20 protein-coding genes are annotated in these 25214 nt (G+C 47.7%); 13 read left to right on the forward strand and 7 right to left on the reverse strand.

The features are described from left to right. The 12 genes from IH879_02650 to IH879_02705 all read left to right on the forward strand — a co-directional run. Nucleotides 1-744, forward strand: a 744-nt coding sequence (locus tag IH879_02650; GenBank protein ID MCH7673835.1) for a histidine phosphatase family protein, incomplete at its 5' end; no start/stop codon positions are given. Nucleotides 745-786: 42 nt separating this feature from the next. After that, nucleotides 787-1665 carry a xanthine dehydrogenase family protein subunit M gene (locus IH879_02655; protein MCH7673836.1) on the forward strand — a complete coding sequence of 293 codons (879 nt, stop codon included), beginning with the start codon at nucleotides 787-789 and terminating at the stop codon, nucleotides 1663-1665. Nucleotides 1666-1898: 233 nt separating this feature from the next. Then, nucleotides 1899-3212, forward strand: a complete 1314-nt coding sequence (locus IH879_02660; GenBank protein MCH7673837.1) for an NCS1 family nucleobase:cation symporter-1 — start codon at nucleotides 1899-1901, stop codon at nucleotides 3210-3212. Nucleotides 3213-3216: 4 nt separating this feature from the next. Beyond that, entirely contained in the window at nucleotides 3217-3795 is a 579-nt protein-coding gene (locus IH879_02665; protein ID MCH7673838.1) for a transposase, read from the forward strand. A gap of 80 nt (nucleotides 3796-3875) precedes the next feature. Beyond that, nucleotides 3876-7139 carry a PD40 domain-containing protein gene (locus IH879_02670; protein MCH7673839.1) on the forward strand — a complete coding sequence of 1088 codons (3264 nt, stop codon included), beginning with the start codon at nucleotides 3876-3878 and terminating at the stop codon, nucleotides 7137-7139. Nucleotides 7140-7300: 161 nt separating this feature from the next. Then, nucleotides 7301-8080 (forward strand): cyclase family protein, encoded by a 780-nt coding sequence (locus IH879_02675; GenBank protein ID MCH7673840.1) that lies wholly within the window; start codon nucleotides 7301-7303, stop codon nucleotides 8078-8080. 140 nt (nucleotides 8081-8220) lie between these two features. Beyond that, a complete protein-coding gene (locus IH879_02680) occupies nucleotides 8221-8490 on the forward strand; it encodes a hypothetical protein (protein MCH7673841.1) in 270 nt (89 codons plus the stop codon). 1 nt (nucleotide 8491) lies between these two features. Continuing rightward, entirely contained in the window at nucleotides 8492-8857 is a 366-nt protein-coding gene (locus IH879_02685; protein ID MCH7673842.1) for a putative toxin-antitoxin system toxin component, PIN family, read from the forward strand. Nucleotides 8858-8913: 56 nt separating this feature from the next. Next, nucleotides 8914-10101: a CoA transferase gene (locus IH879_02690; GenBank protein ID MCH7673843.1), complete on the forward strand. Its 1188-nt coding sequence runs from the start codon at nucleotides 8914-8916 to the stop codon at nucleotides 10099-10101. Nucleotides 10102-10150: 49 nt separating this feature from the next. Continuing rightward, a complete protein-coding gene (locus IH879_02695) occupies nucleotides 10151-11557 on the forward strand; it encodes an amidase (protein MCH7673844.1) in 1407 nt (468 codons plus the stop codon). Nucleotides 11558-11767: 210 nt separating this feature from the next. Beyond that, entirely contained in the window at nucleotides 11768-12604 is an 837-nt protein-coding gene (locus tag IH879_02700; protein MCH7673845.1) for a prephenate dehydratase, read from the forward strand. Nucleotides 12605-12637: 33 nt separating this feature from the next. Next, complete coding sequence (locus tag IH879_02705; protein MCH7673846.1) at nucleotides 12638-13762, forward strand: bifunctional 3-deoxy-7-phosphoheptulonate synthase/chorismate mutase type II; 1125 nt, start codon at nucleotides 12638-12640, stop codon at nucleotides 13760-13762. On the opposite strand, the gene IH879_02710 is transcribed toward IH879_02705, so the two are convergent. The 7 genes from IH879_02710 to fdrA all read right to left on the reverse strand — a co-directional run bounded on the left by IH879_02710 (nucleotide 13701) and on the right by fdrA (nucleotide 21338). Next, nucleotides 13701-14606 (reverse strand): DUF2877 domain-containing protein, encoded by a 906-nt coding sequence (locus tag IH879_02710; protein ID MCH7673847.1) that lies wholly within the window; start codon nucleotides 14604-14606, stop codon nucleotides 13701-13703. The genes IH879_02705 and IH879_02710 overlap by 62 nt on opposite strands. 47 nt (nucleotides 14607-14653) lie before the next feature. Continuing rightward, nucleotides 14654-15382 (reverse strand): M48 family metallopeptidase, encoded by a 729-nt coding sequence (locus IH879_02715; GenBank protein ID MCH7673848.1) that lies wholly within the window; start codon nucleotides 15380-15382, stop codon nucleotides 14654-14656. Between the two features lie 25 nt (nucleotides 15383-15407). Next, a complete protein-coding gene (locus IH879_02720; protein ID MCH7673849.1) occupies nucleotides 15408-16658 on the reverse strand; it encodes an amidohydrolase family protein in 1251 nt (416 codons plus the stop codon). An 88-nt stretch (nucleotides 16659-16746) separates the two neighbouring features. Continuing rightward, nucleotides 16747-16968: a hypothetical protein gene (locus IH879_02725; GenBank protein MCH7673850.1), complete on the reverse strand. Its 222-nt coding sequence runs from the start codon at nucleotides 16966-16968 to the stop codon at nucleotides 16747-16749. Nucleotides 16969-17020: 52 nt separating this feature from the next. Next, nucleotides 17021-18175 (reverse strand): hypothetical protein, encoded by a 1155-nt coding sequence (locus IH879_02730; GenBank protein ID MCH7673851.1) that lies wholly within the window; start codon nucleotides 18173-18175, stop codon nucleotides 17021-17023. 165 nt (nucleotides 18176-18340) lie between these two features. Further along, nucleotides 18341-19582, reverse strand: coding sequence for a DUF1116 domain-containing protein (locus IH879_02735; protein MCH7673852.1), 1242 nt, complete (start codon nucleotides 19580-19582; stop codon nucleotides 18341-18343). A gap of 43 nt (nucleotides 19583-19625) precedes the next feature. Next, entirely contained in the window at nucleotides 19626-21338 is a 1713-nt protein-coding gene (gene fdrA, locus IH879_02740; protein MCH7673853.1) for an acyl-CoA synthetase FdrA, read from the reverse strand. A 330-nt stretch (nucleotides 21339-21668) separates the two neighbouring features. Between fdrA and IH879_02745 the strand changes: the two genes are divergently transcribed. Then, a complete protein-coding gene (locus tag IH879_02745; GenBank protein MCH7673854.1) occupies nucleotides 21669-25202 on the forward strand; it encodes a choice-of-anchor D domain-containing protein in 3534 nt (1177 codons plus the stop codon). Nucleotides 25203-25214: the final 12 nt, after the last annotated feature.

Here is a 25214-nt window from a genome sequence, read left to right on the forward strand (position 1 = left end):
GGAAATGAAATGAAGGGTAAAACCAGCCCGTGTTGCGCCACATTCATTCTGGCAATTTTGATCATCGCTGTCGACCAAAATAGTGCTTATTCTCAAGAGACTCAAAACATTGGTACGCGCACCGTTTATTTAATCCGGCACGGTGATTACGACCACGAAGACCGGCGGGATCCGGATATCGGCCGTGGTCTGGTTCCCCTCGGGATCGCCCAGACGCGCCTGGTCGCCGATCGCCTGCGTAGGTTGCCCGATGAAATGACTTCCCTCCATAGCAGCACCATGACGCGGGCTCGCCAGACGGCCATGATCATCAATGAGGATTTTCCCAATCTCGAATTGCAGCAATCGCGTCTTTTGCGAGAATGCACGCCACCGACCTGGCGGGAAGATATTATGGCGCGTTCGGATTCGACGCGCATGAGCGCCTGCTCGGCCCAGTTCGAGGACGCTTTCGCCAAATATTTTGTTCCATCAGAGGATTCCACTGATCGACACGATGTACTTGTTTGTCACGGCAATGTGATACGTTATTTTGTCACACGTTCACTTCGTGTGGATACCCTGTCCTGGCTGCAGATGTCTATTGGGAATTGCAGTCTGACCATCATACGAGTTCGTGCTGACGGTTCAACCCAACTGGTCGCATACAGTGATGTGGGTCATTTGCCGGCAAATCTGCAAACCCGAACTGGCGGGGAAAATGAAGCTAAGAAGTTGACACTTCCTGAGGAAATTGAGAATTAGGAATTACAAATTAAGAATTATCGTAGGGGTAGAAATAAATAAATGAAACCGGCGCCGTTTAAATATTTTGCTCCTGGAACTCTCGAGGAAGCGCTAACGCATCTTGCTGAATACGGCGACGAAGCCAAAATCCTCGCCGGCGGGCAAAGTCTTGTGCCAACCATGAATTTTCGTCTGGCCCAGCCTGCTGTGCTCATCGATTTAAATCGGGTCGAGGAGCTGTTTTATATTAAAACTGAAAATTCTGCCGGACTCAAGATCGGCGCGATGACCCGGCACCAGGAACTAGAGTACAGCAAATTGATATTAGAAAAATCACCGCTGATTCGCGAAACCATGCCGCATATCGCCCATCCGCAGATTCGCAATCGCGGCACAATTGGCGGCAGTCTTGCTCACGCCGATCCTGCTGCTGAATTGCCGGCCGTCATGCTCGCCCTTGATGCAGAGTTTCTGCTTCGCGGCCAAAAAGCCGAACGTACGATTGCAGCCAAGGAGTTTTTCTTAGACCTGTTTTTTACAGCACTTGAACCGGAAGAACTAATAGTTGAAATTACGCTGCCTTCTCTGCCAAAAAACAGCGGCTGGGCTTTTCGCGAAATCGCCCGCCGCCACGGAGATTTTGCCCTGGTGGGAGTCGCTGCCGTTGTCACTTTAGATCAGAAGTCACAATGTGAACAAACGCGAATCGTGCTCATGAGCGTCGGTAACGCACCGGTTGAAGCTGTGCAGGCCCAGCAAGCTCTGATTGGACAAAAGCCCACGCCTGAAGCAATCCGTGCTGCTGCGGAAACGGCGGCGGAAAAAGACATCGACCCGCCGGGCGATATGCATGCCTCGGTGGATTATCGCCGGCATCTGGCGAAAGTGCTGACCGAGCAGGCGTTGACGGAGGCGTTTGAGCGGGCAAGCAAGAGTTGAAGAGCGAAAAGCGAATGAGCGAGGAGCGAAACCTCCGCCACGCTTTGACTGTTCGTTTACCTCGTTACGAAGCTCTGCTTCGTAACGCCAATGACTGAGAAGCTCCGCTTCTCATATTGAAGCAGGTGCTTAATTCTCAAGACCATTCCCAAGAAAACCTTGGGAATGAGACGAATAAATTAACGTATCAGGAGTGTCGTTCCCACGCAGAGCATGGGAACAAGCGGCTAGTTTTGAAGAACGAAATAAACACCTTGTCCACGGCAGTTGCCGGAGCATTACCCGACAGCCATCTCATCAACGCCGACCTCGCACCCACCAAACCGGAAGACCGCACGTGGAACGTCTGGAACATCGCTTCACTCTGGGTTGGCATGAGCGTTTGCATCCCGACTTACATGTTGGCGGCAAGTATGATTCAATCGGGAATGAACTGGTGGCAAAGCCTGCTGGCAATTTTTCTCGGCAATGCAATTGTGCTGGTGCCACTGGTTGTGAACGGACACGCCGGTACAAAATACGGCATTCCCTTTCCCGCTTTTGCGCGCGCTTCATTTGGAATTCGCGGCGCGCATGTGCCTTCGATTCTGCGCGCTTTGGTGGCCTGCGGTTGGTTCGGCATTCAAACCTGGATCGGTGGCCTGGCAATTCATGAAATAGTCAGCATTCTCTGGCCCGGTTGGCAGCAGCTCGGCGGTAGCGCCACTTTCATGGGCTACAGCCTGCCACAATTTCTGGGCTTTTTTATTTTCTGGCTCATGAATATGTATTTCGTCTGGGCCGGCACGGAAACCATCAAATGGATGGAGACTTTCGCGGCACCGTTTCTGCTTGTTATGGGGGTTCTGCTGCTTTTCTGGGCCGCAGGAAAAGTCGGGGGCATCGGTGTTATTCTTTCAAAATCAAATGAGCTTGTGCAAAATCAAAGTGAGCTGTCGACATCAAAATTTTTGCTCACGCTTTTTATCCCCTGGCTGACGGCAATGGTTGGTTACTGGGCGACCCTTTCGCTGAATATTCCGGATTTCACCCGTTACGCCAAAAGTCAGAAAGACCAGATGCTCGGCCAGGGCATCGGCTTGCTCACGGCCATGCCGCTGTTTGCTTTTATCGGGGTTGCAGTCACCAGCGCCACCTTGATCCTCTACGGCGAGGCAATTTGGAATCCGGTCGATCTGTTAGCAAGGCTCACTGCAGAATACGAAAGCCCGCTCCTGGGATTGCTATCAATGTTCGTACTTGTTATCGCGACCTTAAGCACTAACATCGCCGCAAACGTGGTTTCTCCGGCCAACAGTTTTTCTAATCTCAGTCCACAAAAAATCAATTTTCGGCTGGGTGGTCTGATCGCCGGCTGCATTGGGATTTTCATCTTCCCCTGGAAATTGCTGGACATGTACCAGACCTGGCTCATTACCTACTCGGGCTTACTTGGCGCTGCCGTCGGTGTCATTGAGAAGAAATGTGCCACGCACTTCAAAAGTGCGTGGCACATAGCGGCCTTGAGTGCGTCGCAAATAGGCTTCACAAAAGTGCGTGGCACATAGAGTAATGGCAAGAAGAAAAGTCAATTTTTACAAAGGTAGTTATTACCACATTTACAATCGTGGCGCCAACCGCGAGTCCATATTTCGGAGCAATGAAAATTACCTGTTTTTGCTGAGACGGCTTGGTGAAGCGTTGTCTGGGAAGTCGATTGCCGTAATCGCCTACTGCCTGATGCCAAATCATTATCATTTTTTATTACGGCAAGATGGAGAGACTATTATAAGCGACCTGATGCAAGAGACATTTAATAGCTATTCAAAAGCTTTTAACAAAATGTATAATCGAACCGGTACTCTCTTTGAAGGTCCTTTCAAGAGTATTCATGTTGACAAAAATAATTACCTAATCCACCTCTGCCGGTATATTCATCGCAATCCTGTAGAGGCTGACTTAGTTAACAATCTGACCGAATGGCCGTTTTCAAATTATCCTGAATGGATTGGAAAAAGAAGCGGTCGGTTAGTGGATTTGGCTTTAATTAAGTCTTACTTCATGACTGCAGAATCGTATCGAGAATTCGTTTTAGATTGTTCGATTGACAAGAAAAAGCCAGGCGATCTAAGCAACTATTGGTTTGATTAGTAATATACGGGGAAACGTGCGACGCACTTTAAAAGTGCGACGCACGAAAACAAATTTACCCAATTGTTAAGGAGTTTAAAATGAGACGTTTTCTGGTGATCTCTGTTTTACTGGTTTCAACTATTTGTTTTGCGCAGGGTCAAAAGGGGTATTACCGCTTCCCAGCTATTCACAAGGGGACGGTTGTTTTTACCGCAGAAAGTGATTTATGGCGGGTCGGTATTGAAGGCGGGATGGCTCAACGTTTAACGACACATCATGACATCGAATCTCATGCAGCGATTTCCCCTGATGGCCAAACCATTGCATTCGTTGCCCGCTACGAAGGTCCGACTGAGGTTTACACCATGTCTGTGAATGGCGGGCTTCCGCAGCGGCAAACTTTTGACGGCGAACGAGCTGCCGTGGTCGGGTGGACTCCGGATGGTGATATTCTTTATAGCACGAGACATTTTGCAACGTTGCCAAATACGCAATTGGCACGAATCAATCCCGAAGATCATTCGGTAACGCTCATTCCGCTAAATCAGGCTAGTGACGGCTCATTTGAGGCGAGGGGCAAGACCCTGTTTTTTACTCGTCTGCCATTTCAGGGCAGCCGAACTAAACGCTACCACGGCGGCACAGCACAGAATATCTGGAAGTTCACTTTCGGTACGAAGGAAGCTGTGCCGTTGACGGCAACCTACACCGGCACCAGTAAAACACCGATGTGGTGGAACGACCGAGTTTATTTTGCTTCGGATCGCGACGGCAGCATGAATATCTGGTCAATGGCAGAAGATGGCAGCGATGTAACACAGCACACGTCTCATAAGGGCTGGGATGTCCAGTCACCTGCGTTGCATGAGGGCAAAATTGTTTACCAGCTGGGTGCGGATCTTCATCTGTTCGACAACTCAACCAATACAGAAAAAAAGATCGACATCTCTCTTGCTTCGGACTTTGATCAAACCAGGGAAAAATGGATTAAGAAGCCGATGGAATTTCTTTCCACCATACACATCTCGCCGAATGGAGATAGAATAGCCTTGACGGCGCGGGGGCGGATATTTGTTGCACCATCCGAAAAAGGGCGTTTTTTAGAAGCCAGCCGCAAAAACGGCGTGCGCTATCGTTATGCTCAATTTTTTCCCGATGGCAAGTCGCTATTTCTGCTTTCAGATGAGAGTGGAGAATTTGAGTTTTGGAAAGTACCTGCCAACGGCATCGGTCAATCAACCAAATTGACGCAAAACGGTGATATTTTCCGAAACGAAGGAAACATTTCTCCTGACGCCAAAATGTTCTCCTTTACGGATAGGAATAAACGTCTTTGGATTCATGATATCGCGACAAAAAAGACTGCGCTCATTGCAGAAACCGATGAGTGGGGTCTGTTTGAGCACCAGTGGTCCCCCGACAGCAAATGGCTCGCTTTTGTGGACTACGCAGACAATTACTATAATCAAATAAAATTATATTCGGTTGCGACTCGTCACACTACAATTCTGACCAGCGACAGGGTTGCAAGTTTTTCACCTGTCTGGAGTCCGAATGGCAAGTGGCTTTATTTTCTTTCGGATCGCCGCTTTGAGTCGTTGGTGAGAAGCCCCTGGGGACCACGTCAACCCGAGCCTTATTACGATAACACGACAAAAATTTATATGATGGCTTTAACAAGGGGACAGCACTCTCCATTTCAACCCGATGACGAGCTTTCTTCAAACAATGAAAAGAGTGATAAAAAGAAGGAGGATGATTCAGATGAGTCTGTGCTGGTGACCATCGATCTTGACGGGATTCAGGGTCGGGTGTTTGAGGTTCCGGTCAAGTCTGGTAATTACGACAACCTTCTGGCCACCGACGAACGCCTCTTCTGGGCACAAACCATAATTGGCACTGATCGAACTACCAACCTGATGGCTTTGCAAATTAACAACGATAACCCGGAGCCAAAGATTTTCGTTAAAGATGTTCGCAACTTTGACCTTTCCAGGGATGACAAAAAATTTGCCGTTCGCAAAGATCAGAATGTCTACGTTGTTAAGGCTTCAGCTTCAGCGCCGGCAAAGTTAGACGAGGCAAAAGTAGACCTTTCGAATTGGACTTTCTCTGTTGACCCTCGTGAAGAGTGGCGGCAAATGTTCGTTGATGCCTGGCGGATGGAACGGGATTACTTCTATGATCCGAACATGCACGGTGTCGACTGGGATGGACTTTTGCAAAAACATATGCCGCTGGTTAAACGAGTCGCTGATCGCGATGAGTTGAATGATCTCATTGGACACGTCGTGGGGGAGCTTTCAGCCTTGCACATGAATGTTCGTGGCGGCGATTTTCGCGAGGGAGATGATCAGATCGAGATTGGCTCGCTGGCAGCTGTTCTCGTCCGTGATGAGTCAAACAGCGGTTACCGGATTGATCATATTTACAAATCCGAGCCGGATTACCTGGACCGACAGGGTCCATTGACACGCTCTGATCTCAATGTCATGGAGGGAGATATCATCACCGCCATTAATGGCGTACCAACACTTTCGGTTGCTCACCCAAGCGTGCTGTTAAAGAATCAAGTCGGCCGCCAGGTTCGACTGGAAGTTAAATCGATGCCAGCCGGCAATAAATTTAGCGCCATTGTTGAGCCGATTTCCCAGAGAGCAGAGAGAAGACTCCGCTATGACGAATGGGAGTACACGCGCCGGATAGCTGTGGACGAAATGAGCAACAGTGGTATTGGCTATCTGCATATGCGCGCCATGGGTGGCGGCAACTATGCGGAATGGGTGCGCAATTTTTATCCTGTGTTCAATCGCCAGGGCTTGATTATCGATATGCGGCACAATCGCGGCGGTAATATCGATAGCTGGATTCTTGAAAAACTTATGCGCAAGGCCTGGTTCTACTGGCAGCCGAGAGTTGGCAAGCCATACTGGAATATGCAATACGCGTTCCGGGGTCACATGGTTGTGCTGTGTAACGAGCGCACAGCCTCCGACGGCGAGGCCTTTACCGAGGGATTCCGCAGGCTAGAGCTTGGCAAAGTCATCGGGACCCGCACTTGGGGCGGTGAGATCTGGCTCTCGAACAATACACAACTCGTGGATCGCGGTATCGCTCGAGCGCCGCAAACCGGTGTTTACGGCCCGGAAGGCAAATGGCTCATCGAGGGCTGGGGCGTAGATCCAGACATCGTCGTCGATAACCTGCCTCACGAGACTTTTAATGGTAAGGATGCCCAGCTGGAAGCTGCAGTCAAGCATTTGCAGGAATTAATTGCAAAGGATCCACGGCCGGTACCACCCGCGCCGCCTTATCCCAATAAGCGTTTTGATTATGAGAAAATGACAAATGGGAACCAATAGTGCTTTTTTCTTAACCACGAATGGACACTAATTTACACCAATTTCTAAAATCTATTTTTAACAAAATAAAATTATCATGGACCACAAGTACTTGATGTTTTTATTCGCGTATTTGTGGTAATTTGTGGTAAAATTTCTATGAATATAACAGAGGAGAAACAATGAAACCTTACGATTTATCTCAACCACTAAATCAAGACTATCCGTTTTGGCCGTACTATCCACCTTTCGAAGTTAAATATATAAAACGCAAAGCAGAACATGGGGTGAATGCGCAGTATATCCAAACCTCCAACCACATGGGGACGCATTTGGATGCGCCGCGCCATTTCGTCACCAACGGCATGACCATCGATGAAATTCCAATTGAGTGGCTCTACGGGCCGGGGGTGATTGTCAACCTTTCGGACGAGCTCGACGAGTTGGATGTCTACACTCCGGAAATGATTGAAAAGCGTGTGGAGATTAAAGAGGGCGATATTCTGCTGCTGCACACGGGGTGGCACAAATACGCCCAGTTTGGCCCGGAAGCTGATGAGGAGAAATACATTCACATGCACCCGGGCGCTCATCCGGACATGGTTCCCTGGCTGCTCGAAAAGAAAATTCACATCTGGGGCGTCGACGAAGTTTCTACCGACCATCCCATGAATCTCCCAATTGGCAGATTTTTGGGGAAAGGCATGCACGGCCACTGCGACAAGGTTCAGGCAAAATGCGCGGAAAAATTCGGCGAAGAAAAAGCGAAAGAGCTTTTTCCGGATTCCGCGTATCAGTTAACTCACAACGCTCTATTTCCACACCATTGTATACACGTGGAAAATCTTGGCGGCGATATTTCTGCACCGGAGTTGCAAAACAAACGTTTGACCCTCGGCGTCTTTCCGTGGAAATTCAAAGGCGGGGAAGCAGCGTTCTGCCGGGCGGTTGCGTTTTTATAAGACTAATTTCGAAAAGCGAGTAGAGAGAAGCGAAGAGCGCATTTCCTGTTTTCTCCCCTTCGATTCTCAACATGTACTTGCAAATAAGCCTTTGTTTTTTTAAGTTACAGAGAATTAGAATTATTTTAGGAGAGTAGCTCATGACGCAACTGTCTTTTAAAATAGAGGACGCTCTGGCTGCCAGGTTCAAGGATCTTTGTTCTCGGAAATTTAATGGTGACGATGCATTAGCTTTTGAAACCGCACTTAAATATCTTTTATCCAATGAGGATCGACGAATACTTCATTTTGAACAAATTGTCGAACAAATTCAAGACGAAATAGATACAGCAGGTGGTGGTCTTACGGAGAAACAAATTGATGATTATATAGCTGCTTATCGTCGCAAAAGGACGAGTCAAAGGACATGACTTGAAAGCAGTCATCGACACAAATGTTGTGTTTGCTGGATTGGTAAATCGTAAAGGAGCGCCATTCAAAATTTTCCGCCGATTTTTTCACCAGGAGTTTGTTTGGATAAATTCACAAGAAACTCTTGAAGAATATCAAGGCGTCCTGGCCTTATCTCAAAAGATTAAGCCAACAAGCCTACATATTTTCCTATATTTATTGCATAAAAATTCAACTTTTGTTCAAATTTCAGGCAGTCTTCAAGTTTGTAAAGATCCTGATGATGACAAATTCCTCGAAACAGCTACGGTAGGAAAGGCTGATTTTTTAGTTACGAAGAATCTTAAACATTTTCCCGAAAATCTTATGAAGTTGTTCGCATTGTAAATGTGGCAACATTTCTAACCGAACTTGAAAAAAATTCTCTTGAGAAAATTTAGTTGATGAGTCCTCTAACCGGCATCAAAGTCATCGACCACACAACCGCTCTGGCCGGACCTTACTGCACCCAGCTTCTCGGCGACCTCGGCGCCGATGTGATTAAAATTGAACGCCCGGACGGCGGCGACCAGTCACGTGCTTGGGGCCCGCCGTTTGTTGGGGGCGAAAGCGCCTATTTTCTCGGCACCAATCGTAACAAACGCGGCATGACTCTGAACTTAGCCAGCAAAGAAGGCCACCAAATATTCAATCGGCTTCTACAAACAACGGATGTGCTCGTGCATAATATCCCCCGTGAGTCTTCCCGAAAAAAGCTGGGTCTGGATGAAACGACCTGCTTGCGGTTGAACCCGAAATTAATTTGGGCGAGCATTACCGGATTTGGGAATACCGGACCTTATGCCGAAAAAGGCGGGTACGATATCATCGCCCAAGGCATGAGCGGCACCATGCATGTCACGGGCGAACCCGAGCATCCGCCGATTCGCTTTCCGACTCCAATCGCTGACCTTACAGCTGGAATTTATACCGCGCTGGCTGTCGTCTCAGCGCTTTATGTGCGAGAGCGAACCGGAAGGGGTCAAGCCATCGACACGGCCTTACTGGATTCGCAAGTCACTTGGCTTTCTAATTTGGCGAGCAATTTTTTAACTGCTGGAGAATCGCCTAAAAAGCTCGGCAATGCACATCCGTCCATCGTTCCTTACCAGCCTTTTCCGACTGCAGATGACTGGATCATTGTGGCGGTCGGCAGTGAGAGGTTGTGGAAAGGTTTTGTTGAAGCCATCGAACTTCCGGAATTGAATGGAGATAAAAGGTATGAGTCTAACCCCGACCGGTTGGCTCATCGAGAAGAACTTGTGAATTTGCTGGCCGAACATTTTAAGAAAAAGAAATCGAAAGACTGGTTGAAGAAACTCGAATCGGCGGGAATTCCGGCAGCGCCGATTTACAAACTTGAGGACAGTTTATCCGATGAGCACTTGATCGCACGCGGAATGATAGTTGAACTTGAACATCCTGCGATTGGCGCGTTTAAGATGCTCGGTAATCCGATGAATTTCAGCAGCACACCCGTGACGTACCGGCGGCCAGCTCCGATGCTAGGAGAGCACAATGATGAGATCTTAAATGAATTAGGGTATCTCAAGAAAGACATAGAGAATTTTAGATCAGAGAAAATAATTTGAATGTAGGGACCGCATATATGCGTTCCCTACCAAAGTATGAGAATAAATGATGGCTCAAAACGAAGAAATCACCCGCCTTTCCGCAACCGAGATTCGTAATCTTATTGCTCAAAAAGAGCTCTCGCCGGTCGAAGTCATCGAAGCCTCGCTTCAGCAAATCGAAAAATATAATGAAAAAATCAACGCGGTCGTGACTTTAAATGAAAGTGCACTCGACGATGCCAAAAAACTGCAATCTCAAAATGGTGAACCGGGACTGCTCTTCGGACTCCCGGTCGGCATCAAAGATGTGACGCAGGTCGCCGGCCTGAGGACAACTTTCGGCTCCACTCTTTTTAAAGATAATATTCCCAAGGAAGATGCTTTAGTGGTGCAGCGTTTACGAAAAGCTGGGGCCGTCATTTTAGGTAAAACCAATTGCCCGGAGTTTGCTGCCGGCGGACACACCTGGAACGATGTTTTTGGGGTAACGAGGAACCCGTGGAACCCGGATTTAAGTCCGGGTGGCTCAACCGGCGGTGGTGCTGCTGCACTGGCCACCGGCATGATTGCCTTATCGGATGGAACAGATCTTGGCGGCTCTTTACGCATTCCGGCTTCTTTTTGCGGAATTGTCGGACTACGACCCTCACCGGGTTTGGTTCCTGGTTATCCTTCTGACTATCTTTGGGATAATTTGCATATCCCTGGTCCAATGGCCAGAACCGCCGAAGATGTCGCCCTTATGCTGCAAGCTGTATGCGGACAGAGTCCTTCGTCTCCGCTGTACCAACCGACTGATGGGCGGGATTTTGTGGCTGCCGTTCGCAAAGGCATTCACAAGGGATTGAAGGTTGCCTATTGCAAAGACATCGCCGGCATCGGCATCGAGGCCGATATCGAAAGGGTTTGTCGTAACGCTGCTTTTGAGATGAAACAGGCCGGAATCGAAGTTGAGGAAATCGAGCTGGATTTGAGTTTTGCCCGCCCGCCCTTTCTGGCACTGCGCGGCTACAATTTCGTCTCCCATTTTGCCCGGTATCTCGACAATCCCGACCAGTTTGGCGTTAACGTTGCCAGTAACCTGAAAGCCGGTCTCAAACTAAAGCCAGAGGATCTCGGTGAAGCCGAACAAGCGAGAACGCGACTGTGGAATCTTTTCCGCGATTTTTTTGAAAAGTACGACCACCTGCTTACCCCATGCATGGCAGTTCCACCATTTCCTGTCGAGCAAAACTATCCCGAAACAATAGCGGGCAAGAAAATGGAAACCTATGTCGACTGGATCGCACCTACATTCGTTCTCAGCATGACCAGCTTGCCGGTGGCTTCCGTGCCTTGCGGTCTGGACAGCCAGGGCCTTCCGGTGGGCATGCAAATTGTCGGCAAACCGTTGGGAGAAGAAGCAGTCCTGGCACTGGCTAAGTCCTTTCAAGAATCCTTTCCGATTGGGCTGCCGGAGCTTTCTGAACTTTAATCAAAAACTATTTGACATTCGTTTTCAGGATTTGTATAATACAAAAATATATCTCACTGAAATGAACATGAACTTCAATACATCCTTTTTCTTTTTTGGTTTTTTTAACGGCCCGAGACCGGGGCCTTAAGATTATGTATTGAAGAATACAATCGAACAGAAATCCTAAGGCCCCGCAAAATGTTGGGGCCTTTTTTATTTTGGGATGAAATGAGTATGAAAATAGCAATTCAAGGCGGGGCGGCCTCTTTTCACGACATGGCTGCCCGTGAGCACTTTAAGGGTTCGGAAATTGATCTAATCGAATGTTGGACGTTCAGGCAGCAATGCACTGCCCTTGCAAAAGGGCAAGCAGACCGTGCGGTGATGGCGATCGAGAATTCCCTTGCCGGAAGCATTTTGCCAAATTATGGCTTACTCGAAGAATTCCCAATCATTATCGTCGGTGAAATTTACCTGCAGATTCAACAGCATTTGATGGCCCTACCCGGGCAGCAACTCTCGGATATTGAAAGCGTTCGCTCTCATCCTATGGCACTACACCAGTGCAGCGATTTTCTCGAAACTCACAGCCAAATTCGCAGCGTTGAGACACATGACACCGCGGAAAGCGCCGATGAGATTCGCGAGAAGAATCTGCAGGGTGTTGCGGCAATCGCCAGCAGCCTTGCCGCAGAACGATATCAATTAGCTATATTGGCTGAATCGATTGAGAATGATAAACTCAATTATACCAGGTTTCTCATTCTTGAAAAGGAAAACGGCGGTGCGCCACAAGGTCTATCAAACAAAGCCTCTCTTGTCTTTTATGTCCAAGATACAGTCGGGGCCCTGGCTGATGTTTTGGATATTTTCCGTGATTGCTCGCTCAACCTGGCGCTCATCCAGTCAACGCCGATTATGGGTCGGCCTGATGAATATGCATTTCACGTTGATGTGAACTGGCAGAGAGAGAATGATTTTGCAAAGGCACTCCAAAAGATAAGCCCGCTGACAAAAGAACTTAAGGTCCTGGGAAAATATAGGGCCGGGACGAAACGCCAATGACAAGGAACAGAACTAACTTCATGAGGTGGAGAAATGAGCGAAACTAAGCCGAAGCTAAAGCTGAGTCAAAACTCCCAATGGCTAAAGCAGCTGATGGACGGGCTGTTTGTTATCGCGGGACCGTGTAGTGCCGAAAGTGAGGAGCAACTTCTAAAGACTGCTTCAGCACTTCAGAAGATTCCGGCAGTGCGTGTTTTTCGAGCTGGTATTTGGAAACCGCGAACCCGGCCGAATAGCTTCGAAGGGGTCGGAGTCAAAGGCTTAAAATGGTTGAAAAATGTCAAAGAAAAGACCGGCTTGGCGACTGCGGTGGAGGTTGCTAACCAGAGTCATGTTTATGAAGCTTTAAAGTTCGGCGTGGATGTCCTCTGGATAGGAGCCCGTACGACAGCGAATCCATTTTCCGTGCAGGAAATCGCCGATGCGTTGCAGGGTGTCGACATACCGGTGTGGGTAAAGAATCCTGTAAATCCTGATTTGCAACTCTGGATCGGCGCTCTGGAACGGCTGAATAACGCAGGGATTCATCGCCTGGGTACCATCCATCGCGGTTTCACTACCCATGAGAGGACACCCTATCGCAATGCCCCCAAATGGCAAATCCCGATCGAGTTGAAAAGACTGGTGCCGGACATCCCGATGATTTGTGATCCAAGTCACATTGCAGGGAGTTCCCAATTTCTACAAGAACTATCACAGAAAGCCCTGGATCTGACGATGACCGGACTTATGATCGAGACCCACCCAAATCCTGAGAACGCCCTGAGTGACGCCAAACAGCAGATTCTCCCATCCGCTCTGAGCGAGTTGCTGCGGAACTTGAAAATGCGCTCCAACGATGAGTCAATGAGCGATGACATCTTGGCCGGGTTGCGCAGAGAAAGCAATGCTGTGGATTATGAATTGCTTGAGATTCTTTCCAGACGAATGGATGTCGTTAGGCGAATCGGTGAGTACAAAAAGGAACACAATCTGGCAATTCTGCAAGTTCAACGCTGGCAGGAGGTTATCGAAGACCGTCTCGAAACCGGTGATATGCTGGGTCTGGAGAAAAAGTTTGTGAAAGATATTTATGAAATATTACACAGCTATGCGATTAAACTACAGTCAGCTGTGATGAATGTGGACCAGAAAACTGAAGTTGAGATTTCTCACTAATATTAAATAAGTCCAACTCGAATGTTATAAGAAATCCGGTCATAAGATCGGCGCCGGAAGTTGCACCCACAGAAAGTAGCTCAGTTGCCGACTTTTCCAGCTGCCTTTCATCACCATAATTGAGTGCCCAAATCAATTTCTTGAATCTCTCAAAAGCGCGACCCTCCCGGGCCAATTTTAGGAATATTTCTGAAAAAATATTTCCACCTCGTGACGCTTCATAAATGTCGGTGACGAGCCTGCTCAAATCTTTGTTTCGCGCTTGCTGTATGACATTTAAGCCAAAAAGCATACCGGAGATAAAATCATCGCCACTCGGCGTCAAACCCCACCCGCAGCCTGACAGCTTTTTTACACCAAGAATAATTTTACCGGCACAAATCTGTTCCACACCATCGACCATTCGTTTCACGAATGCCTTTTCGACCCCTGAAGTAAAATGATCCTGCCTTCTCTTATCAAGAATAAATGCGAGGCTCCTGGGTTGCGACCTCCCGATGAGAAGTTCTTTAGTAAGGCTCAGGTTTTCTTCAAAATCTTCCCAGTTCAACTCCTCAGGTACGATTGCAGAATTGTAAAGGTGTTCACCCTTAAGTCCATATCTTTGCTGTCCGAGAACAATCGACTGGCGGCCAATTTTAATCCGGTCAATTTGGTCGAGGCTCAGGTTATCAACAACGACATTCAAGGGGCCGGCACCGATTTCTTTGTGGACGACCGACACCAACCGGGTGCCATCTGCTAAATTGACCACTTGATTAAATCTGGAGTGAAGTGTGTAAAGACCGGGTCGGATTCTGTCTCCAACGCTCAGGATTTTAGTTTCTACAATTGGTCTTTTCAATTATTCTTTTCTCTGCGTTTCTCCCGGCCTCTGCGGTTAAAAAGGAACTAATGAAGCGGTTTGAGTTCTTTGGCTTTTCGCCGCAGTTCCTTTCTTAAAAACTGTACATTGGGGCAAACTTCTGCTAAACGCTTCCAAAAGTCAGGACTATGGTTTTTAATTTCCGTGTGTATCAGCTCATGAAGCATCACATAGTCGATGAGGTCGTCAGATAAGCGCATAAGATGCAGGCTGAGGTTGATGTTGTTCTGGGCAGAGCAGCTACCCCACCGGGAGCGATGATTTTTGATGAAAACGCGGTTGTATTTGAAATCGCAATCTTGCGCAAGCTCAGCTAACCTGTTGGGCAAATATTCCTTTGCCTCTTTACGATAGGCTGTGATAAGTCCCTTTCGAATGGCAGCCTGAACTTCGAGGTTCGTCATATCCATTTCTGCCGGATAGCTAACGAGTATCATGCCTTTTCTAACCCTGCAATTGACGCTTTGTGAACGAGTGGGTCGGACATCCAGGCGGTGCCAGCGTGTGCGAATGGGTTTGGTACCGTCGTAAATTACGGCATCCGCTTCGAGCTGCTTTACTTTTTGCAGATTTCGCAGAATCCAATCCCGCTTTTTTAAAACGATGCGTTCTGCTGCTGACATGCTCATGCCATTGGGAACCGAGACCTGCACGCCTTTGTATGGTTTGATTCTGATGTTTAAACAACGAGCGCGGGAACTGCGCTTGAATTGGATGGGGCCGAGGTTGTTTATTTCCGGGTTAGTAGATTTCATTATGGTATATAGCAAATAAATGTCTCTACCACTCCGTCCGGTTCAAGACGATTTTGCCGTTGTTCATGATCAAAAGCGGGTCGTGAATGACGCCGATATTTTCCAAAGGATTACGTTCGATTACCAATATGTCGGCATCAAAACCGACGGCGATTCTCCCGGTATGATCGTCTACCTTCAGAAGCTCGGCTGCCAAAGATGTGGCTGCTTTGATCGCTTCATAAGGAGAAAGCCCAACACCCACAAGTTCTACTAACTCCTGTGAAAGCCGCAGTACACTGTTCGGTCCATAGCCGGTGTCCGTTGCAGCGACAATTTTGACCCCGAGTTTGTGGGCTTCCTCTGCTGTTTCCTTGATGCGGGGCAACATATGGCGCCCGCGAATTTCTAGCAAGGGGTTGTCATAATCCCCGCCTGGAAGCGTCAGGTCCGAAATCACTGCTATGGTGGGTACCAGAAACGTACCCTTCTCTGCCATAATTTTCAAGGTTTCTTTGCTGAGATAAGTGCCGTGTTCGATGCTGCGAACACCCCCGAGAACCGCCGCCCGCCCGCCTTCATCTCCGTGGGCATGAGCTGCAACCGGGATTCCACTTTTTGCGCCCTCTTCCACCAGGGCTCGCATCTCCTCTTCATTGTAATAAGGTTCCCGCGGGTCAGTTTCAGGGAGGCCAGCGCGGGCGGTTGCATTTGTTTTGATCCAATTAACACCGCCATCTACCATCGCCTTACCCATTTTTCTAATGGCGTCAGAGCCACGGACCTCGGAGTCCATTAGACCCGCAAGGTCGGGTCTGTCCATAAAAAAAGCATCAGCTGGCTTTGGTCGAATGTGGTATCCTGCTGCCAGAATCTCCGGGGATTCTATTTTGCCGGCCTGAGCTAACTTTCGAAAGCCAACATCGGCAAAATGTGATACCCCCATGCTGCGTGCTGTGGTCACACCTGACAAGAGTGCGCGCTTGGCAGCGTCGAAAGTTCGAATATGAACATGTGCATCGATCAAACCAGGCATGAGGTATTTACCTTTTAAGTCAATGACCTTTGCACCTTCAATTTTCGTCTCAGCAGTACTAATTTCCTTAATTTTACCATCAGCTATTACGACACTCGCATCTTTAATCGGCCTACTGGAAACGCCATCAATGACATTCGCATTGGTAAAAATAATAGTCTGACCGTTGGATTGAGAAACAGACTCCGCCGAGAAGATGAGCACAACTACTACAAGAATGATAACGGATTGAAGACGTCTTAGATATGCCTGATAAAACATGATTCCCCTCCTCAGATTTAGTTTGGAGATATGGTATTGAAAAGAACTTTGTGCTCCTTGTGTCTCTGTGGTTCAAAATAGACTAAAACTAAATGCCATACTTCTCCGCAAATGCCACCAACGCTTCCTCAAAAATTTTCATTGGCGGCCGAACCAGTCCGGCGCCCACCTGGCCAAAACCGCTTTCTTGTGACACTATCGGTATTTTTCTGATCGTTGCGGAGATGAGTGAAACAGTATCAGCAGAGGTGCCTTCGGATGAGGTTCGCGACCCAGGCGTAACTGAGACCGCTTTGCTTATCTCCGTCATAATCTGACCATTGTACACAGTCTACAGCCTAACAATAGCAGCCCTGCTCATGTCACTGAGAAAGAGGCGCTCCGAAAACTTTTTCATACTTCTTGACTCTCAATTGAGATAGTGCGAAATCTCTTGGCGGACTATCAATATCATCAAATTCTTTCAGCAAATCGCCATAAACATTCGCCGTCGTGAGCTCGTCGATCGCGGTGAAATATCTGCACATGATTGAGAAAAAGGCCAGAACTTCACTGATGTGAAACTCATCTCGCTCGGGATAAATGGATTGCAACTCAAACTTGTTATCAAATACTTCAGGTATTTTTTCGGTTTTTTCCTTTTTAAGCAAGTATTGAGCATAATTACACCTGGCAAACAAGTAATCAGGAAATCTCTGATAAATGTATTCACAAACTTGTTCGGCGGCTTTTTGGTCACCTGAATTTTCATAAGCCTTGATCAGATAATTGTAATAGATGGGATTGTTAGGAAATTTCTTCATCAGAGTTTTTAATTTGGGAATGGCTTTACGGGCGCTCCCCGAACTCGCCAGGTAATAAAGCTTTTCGGCTTTGCGCATATCTTCTTCCGGACTGAAGTAGTTTGGCTTTTCTACCGGCTCGAAGGAGATTTTATATTGTCGTAATTCCAAGGTCTCAGGATTCACATCCGGCCCGCTTTGTTTGCCGAATTTCTGTTCATATAGCGCGTCAATCATTTCAAACGGGTCTTCGGGCAAGGGTTCCTCATCATCTTCCATTTCATCATCGTATTCGTCAGCAAAACCGACACCGTCCACGTAAACCACATTGTAATTATCAGGACCAACCGTTTTTTCAAGCTGGGCGATGATATGTTTTGGTTCTTCATCCAGCGTTGTAACCACAGTTGGAACGCCGTCTTCACCAAACTCAATTTTTGCAGCCTTGATATCCACACCGGGATCTTCCAAAATATATTGTGTGACCGAGAAATCTTTGTGAGGTTGAAATCCGCATTTTTGTGCAAATTCCACCGCTCCATAAATGATAGTATGTGCTAAAGCGTAATCGCATTTCTTTAAAATGAAATCTTCCCGGAACTGTTCATATTCGCGCTGGGTCATATTAAAACTAAAGAAGGTATCCTTGACGCCAAGGCAAAGCATATCGACAAGGTAGACGCCGCATGATATGTGGCCGTTCTTATGTATTCTGGCCACAAGAATCTCTGGCATTCTCGAGTCTTCCCAGTCGTCGGATATGAAACATTTGTGAATGGATAGCTGACGAGCCTTTGTCTTGATGTAGGTCTTCGGTGAAAGGGTTATTGCACCGCTTTTTTTCGTTTTTCTTTTCTTCTTTTTTGACATGATTCCAATATTTTTGAATTAGAGTAATAATTAAACTCCATACTTTTCCGCAAAAGCCACAAACGCCTCCTCAAAAATTTTCATCGGTGGACGAACGAGTCCCGCGCCGACCTGGCCAATGCCGGCCTTCTTGTGAGCAATGCCGGTGTTTACGCGCGGAGTGATACCAGTTTCAATGACTTTTTGGAGATCGATACCAGTGGGCGTGCCCCTAAAATCAAATGGTGGAATGGTAAAATATTTGTGTTCCGCAAAAGTAATCTCATACATTTCCAGACTGGCGTTCAAGGCATCTTTGGGTGTGCCGCTAACAAAAGTCACAATGGCAGGGGCTCCTGCCATAGCGAAGCCACCAATGCCGGCGGTTTCGGTAATGGTACTGTCTCCAATGTCCGGGTTGGCATCGCTCTCCTTGTAGCCGGGGAAATAAAGTCCTTTGGGAATCTGTGCGGGCGCAGTAAACCACTGCTCTCCCATGCCGCTGACCCGAATGCCAAAGTCGGTACCGTTTCGGGCCATGGTCGTGACAATGGTACTGCCTTCAATGCCGTGTGCGGCATCCGCCATCGCTTTGCAGGCTGCCATTACTGGATTAAGGACGCTTAGCGCATTGTCGCCAATGGCTTGGAGCACTTCGGAGGTCACCTTGCTGTCCTGGCTCACTTTGGCGATATTCGGAGCGAGTGCTTTCAGGAATAAAATCGAACCGGCTTTATTTCGGTTGTGCCCTTCATCCCCCATATGAAGGGCTTCAGACAGCAAGGCCTTGATGTCGATGCCGCCACTGGCTTCAATTGCACCCTTCAGAATCGGCGCCATCACATCTTCCATCCAGCGCAGCCGTTTCTGTACTTCTTCTCCGAAGGCACCGTAGCGCAAAACCTTGCCATACCCCTCGTTTAGATTTGAGAAGGCCTTATTGCCGTGGGTTTCATTTTCAATAATGTAAACCGACATCGACGCTGATGTTACTCCCGCCATCGGTCCAACGGCCTGATGATGGTGGCAAGGCTCGAGTTCAATTTCACCACTTTCGACCAGAGCCTTAGCTTCGGTTTCATTCTTTGCCTTGCCTTCGAAAATAAGGGCGCCGGTAATGGCACCGCGCATCGGACCTGAGGCGCGTTCCCAGGTAATCGGCGGTCCGGCGTGCAATAACAGGTTATCACGCATACCAGGAATAACATTTATAGCTTTAGCCAATCCGGTAAGCATAGCGCGGGCTTCTATCATTTTCTGAGTTGCTTCTTGATTGGCTTTATCTATGTCCATACTGTTATTCTCCAATTGGTTTACCACTTCATGTCCTTCGTGGTTATGATTTTTTCATGCGTTCTAAAATCGATATGAGCTTTTCATTGCCGCCAGCGGGCGGGCGCCAGTCGACATGAATAACGGTCGCACCCTGTTCCCGCAGACTTTCGCTAAACGACTCCAGCCCGACGTTGATAGCTTGCAGGGGCTGCTGCAAAACCTTTAGATCCACTGCAGTCAATTCAGTTGCTTTTTCCTGAGATTGCAAACGCTGACCCACGTAGAGTGCTGCTTCTCTTGAGCTTGTCTCAACGCGCGCCCCGGCAGTTTTGAATTTTTTAATTTGTGCTTTCAAATCCTGGGGGTCTTCATCTGTGCCAATAACTGTGACAATGACTTCCAGATTGCGTCCGTTTTTTTGGGCTGAGGAAATAGCATTCGAAATGGCTGGGGCGAGCTCGCTAGCGGGATCCGGATGAGCACCGTATCCGAGAACTACATCTAAGAGGATGATGGCAACTTCAGGATCACTGGCTTCTTTGGCCAAACGTTGCAGCCGTAAAGTATTGTCCAGCATGGGATGCGGACGGCCCACGGTAAACTCATCCTCACCGAGATCGAGAATGGTATGCTTTTGACTTACCAGGGGGTTGGCGAGTGCCTGCTCCTTTTTTAGCGGAATATTTGAATAGAGATTTGGCAGATAGTCCTGCAAAATCAGCAGGGTCTCATAAGCCAGTGTTCCTCCTGAAAAAAGCCCGCGCAAATATTTTTGACCGGACTGAGACATATCCCCTGCTGAAGTTTCACGAGGAGAGGTAGCCGGCGTATCCACCAGTTTAACGGCAAGTTCGGCGGCTGCGTCCAGGGAACTTGCGAAATGGAGATTCGTATTCTTTTCCAATTGCATTGCCGAATGGCCAAGGAAATTGATAACGACATGCTTTCTAGCCTCGCGAGCTCTTTGCAATAACCGCGAGACAACTTTGGAGTCTGCCGGCTTTGAAATGAGAACCATAACTTGCGTTTTTGAATCGCGCCTGAGTAAATCCAGAGCCTGAAGTGCGGTAATGCCTCCCACCGAAGTAGAAAGATCGCGCCCGCCGGTGCCGATGGCATGCGTGATGCCGCTGCCCAATTGATGAATTCGTGCCGTTACTTGCTGAAGGCCGGTTCCCGAAGCGCCGACAAGGCCAATAGGCCCGCGACGTACTTTGTTTGCAAAACCCAGTCCGACTTCGTTGATAATCGCAGTCCCGCAATCAGGGCCCATTACCAGTAACCCTTTTTCAGATGCATCCTTTTTCAAAGCGACTTCATCTTCCAGAGAAACGTTGTCGCTGTAAAGGAAGATATTTTTGCCGTGACGCAGTCCTTCTCTGGCAACGCTTGCCGCATAATTTCCTGGCACCGAAACCAAAACCCATTGTGCTTCGGGAAGCATTTTTACAGCAGCTTCAAGACTTTTGGGCAGATAATCCTGTTCATCATGGGAGCGTCGACGGGAAAGCAGGGTGTCTACCTTTCCCAAAGCTGTTACTGTGGCAGCTTTATTGTCACCCTGAATACTAATAATCAAATCTGTACCTGAGCACTCTTGAGCTTCTGCACTTAAAAGACCCTGCTCCTTAAGCAGCTCTTTGTTGGCATTTGTGGCCAGCATAACGCCTGCGTTGCTAATACCGGGAAGATTCATCAACTCTGCTTGTAATTGCATCAGAGTTATGGAGTCGTAGTAAGTCCCTCTGCGAATTTCGATTTTCGTGGCAGCCATTGTGTTTCCAAGAGACAAATTAACAAATAAAAATGCAAAATGATTTTGAATTTTGCAAGCAAATAGATTGAGGATCGAACTAGTGCAACGTTCTGTAAATAGCGTAGCATTGAGGAGAGAAGTGTTCAGGTGTTTGGGTGTTTAAGGTGTTAAGGGATTCAAGTATCTAAAATAAAATAACTTAGGAAGAAAAGTCTTTAACACTCTTACACTTCTAACACCCAAACACATCATACCGACCCATTGCAATGTTATTTCGAAAACGATTCACTCGTTAGACGGATTTATATTTACATTGATTGCCAGATGAAATTAGTGGTGAGGATTTCAATGAAAAAAATGACTACGTTGTTTTACGTACTCCTGTTTAGTGTTTCCGCAACTTTTGTCGGGGCACAAACAAAGCCGGTATTGACTCAAATCAATTTCCTTGTTTCTTCCGGCGATACAGTTACTGAAACGAGTAATGGCCGTGTTACAGTAGAATTGCAATTTGACATCCAGATCCCGATGAATGAAACGGTTTCTCCTACCGTAAAATTCGGTCTTGACCAAAGTTTCCCTCTGCCTTTGCTCACGGGTAGTTCTGTTTGGTCCCCGGGGAATATTTGGCACGGAGATTTTATAGTCTCCAATTTAAACCCCTCTACGGCGGATGGCGAATATATTTTTCAAGTTTTCGATGCTGAGAGTGTCTTTGGAGTCAAGATGGATACAACTTTAAGCACAGATCCAGGCCTGAATAAAACTTTGTTCATTTGCCGTAGCGGTGAACTTCTGTTGGATACGACTACCGTAGATTTTGGCACTGTTACTCTTGGCCCTCCTCTTGGCCCTCCGACTATGACTGTGACCATCAATAATCAAAGCTGTGCCGAACTCAATGTCTCGGGTATCAGCGTGCCCTCACCATTTCGATTGGTAAATCCAATCGGCTCGTTTCCTCCAATACCTGGAAACGGGAGCAGATTAGTCACTGTTGAGTTTAATCCGACGCAACGAACTTCTTATTCAAAAAATATGACGATCATAAGCGACGATCGCTTTCAGACTTCGCGCAGGGACACGGTTCAATTGTTCGGTTCGGGGAAAGGCCCGAGAATTGAGGTATCTTCTAACTCGGTTGACTCGCTTGACTCGCTGCCCTTTGGCAAAGTTGAAGTCGGATCTGATAGTACCCTTTCTTTCTTAGTTAGTAATCCCAAAGCCGCTAATGCCAGTCTTGGTGACACTTTAAATGTATCAAATATTTTTACAAATAGCGGAGTCTTTACGGTTTCAGCAACAGAGCTTACCATTCCACCGGATTCCACAAAAAATGTCGATGTGACCTTTACGCCGGCAGACCGGGTTTTCTATAATGCACTTATGCAAATTTTTAGTGATGATGGCATAACGCCAATCCGGACAGTTTCCTTGTCTGGTCATGCCAGCGATGAAGCAGCTCCGCCAGCGATTACAGGTTTATCCGTTAATTTTGACATTGGAAGACTGATCAGTGCCGGCAGCCTGGGCCTTTGCTGGGATCCTGTGACTGATCCAAGCGGCATCGCGGCCGTTTGGTACTATTTTTCAAGAACGCCTACCACGCAATCAGCAAGACCTGACACAGGTCGGACCGCAAACAGCGTCGGCGGAAGGATTGTTTTGCTGCCCAATGCCAGTTGCGTCAGTTTACCGCTTTTGAATCGAATTACCTCCGGACAATGGTATTGCTATGTTTGGCTTGAGGACGGCATCGGAAACAGCAGTTGGGCGAATAGAGCTGAAGATTTTTTTTACTATGATATCAACCCGCCGGGAATCCCCACCATCGCAAGCCGGTCCATCCCTGAGCTTCAGTGGTTTAGTGCAAATCATGCTTTTAGATTGACTCTGAATATTCCAGTTGATGAATCGAGAAATAGCAGGGATGCAGTTGAGGTATTCTGGAAATATCAGGATCCACCTAGTTCTTCGACAGATTTTGATGGCAGCCATGAATTTAACCCGCCCAGCGGGGAAACGGAATTGTTTACAGTCCCGTTCAATTCAGAGCAACTTTGTGGTGACGATTCACTTTATTTCTGGCTGGCAGATTCAGCTGGAAATGTCGATGCGAACAATTATGCATTGACGCGTTATAGATTTGACATGTGCCCGCCCAATATCACCCGGATTCTCCCCGATGCCCAGAATATCGCCAATCTGGGACAGGCATTCATCGATACTGTGACCATAACCGACCACGTCAGCATTGACACTTCGAGCATCCGGCTGCATTATCGCTTTGGCGGCGCTGAGTCGGAAGAGCCTTCAAGAAGACTAACTCGAATTTCCGGAACCGATACTTATATTCTCGATATTCCGGATGCAGGCGTTACCAAACGCGGCGTCGAATACCAGGTTGTTGCCACCGACGATCTCGGTAATATGGCAGCCGGACCCATTTCATCACTGTGTGATTCCGATTCCCTCTGGTTTCCGGTTCGCACTCGTTTGGAGGGTGAAGGTGATTTTCGAATTGACATCGACGGCGGCCCTGTGCCTTTAGTTGCCGGAGATACTACAAATTCCTATCAGTTGTTTTCAGTGCCATACGACCTGGACAACGGCCAGGTCATGCAGGTTTTGGCGGACGATTTGGGGGCATACGATGATACGATGTGGCGGTTTTTTGACTTCAAGAATGATGGTTCGATTTCCGGCTGTCCTGAGAATCCGGAACTTTGTTTCGTTGAAGCGGAGACGGCCAGAGATTTTACTCCGGGTCGGTCCTACTTTATTATCACACGTCAGGAAAATGTTATTGTCGATGGTGGGCCAGGTCAAACCAGGCGCACGGTTTGTAATGATACCGTTCAAGTTTACGAAGGTTGGAATCTGATTGCGACGCCTTTCAATTTCCCAGTGCATAAAGAATCGTTATCCCTTATTAATTCCAATTCAATTGTATCACTGCGGTCCTATGCCGGCGGCTGGAATATTACAGATGTTATGGAAACCTGGAAAGGATATGCCCTTTTTGTCACCAGCGATAGCGGCAAGGATGATATGTATCTTGTTGTCCGCCCCAGGGCTGCCCCGGGAACAGTTTCAAAAGTAACCGCCGATCTTGGTTTTGGACCGGGAGACTGGGCTGTGCAAATATCCGGGCGGGTCGGCCAAATACATGATTTGGAAAACTGGGCCGGCGTTTTACAAAATGCTCAGCCGGGGTTTGATAATTTCGAATTAGCAGAACCACCCGTGATTGGCCAATTCTTAAAAGTCTCATTTGCGCACCCCGGATGGAACTTGCCGACGGATGAATTCAGTACTGATTTCAGACCGGCTGGCATTTCTGAGCAGGTGTGGCAATTTGATGTGAATACCAACGAAGCTTATGCGGATGTTAGATTATCGTTCGATTTTTTGGGTGACTTTCCCGCCAATGCCGAAGTCCACTTAATTGATGAAGCAGTGCAAAGCGCCCATAATTTACGGGCAAATTCTGTTTATTCGTTTAAGTCCGGTAAGGACGGAGCAGAGAAAAAACTTAAACTTATTGTTGGCAGTCATCAGTTTGCTACCACCCAAGCGGGTGACATCGGCCTGGTACCCGAACAGTTTGAACTCCTGCAAAACTTTCCGAATCCGTTTAATCCGGAAACCAGCATCCGCTACAACCTACCTGAAGCGAGTAGAGTTTCGATTGTGATTTACGACTTGCTGGGACGAAGAGTTAGAACCTTGATAGATAGCCAACAGAAAGAGACAGGTTATTTTACCGCGCGCTGGAATGGACACGATGATCTTGGTGGGCAGGTTGCAACCGGGGTGTACATTTACCAGCTTAAAACAAGTTCCAAATCAATTTCGCGCAAAATGATCTTACTGAAATAGACTCCATGCTAA

This window comes from candidate division KSB1 bacterium (genome assembly GCA_022562085.1).
Lineage (GTDB): Bacteria > Zhuqueibacterota > Zhuqueibacteria > Oceanimicrobiales > Oceanimicrobiaceae > Oceanimicrobium.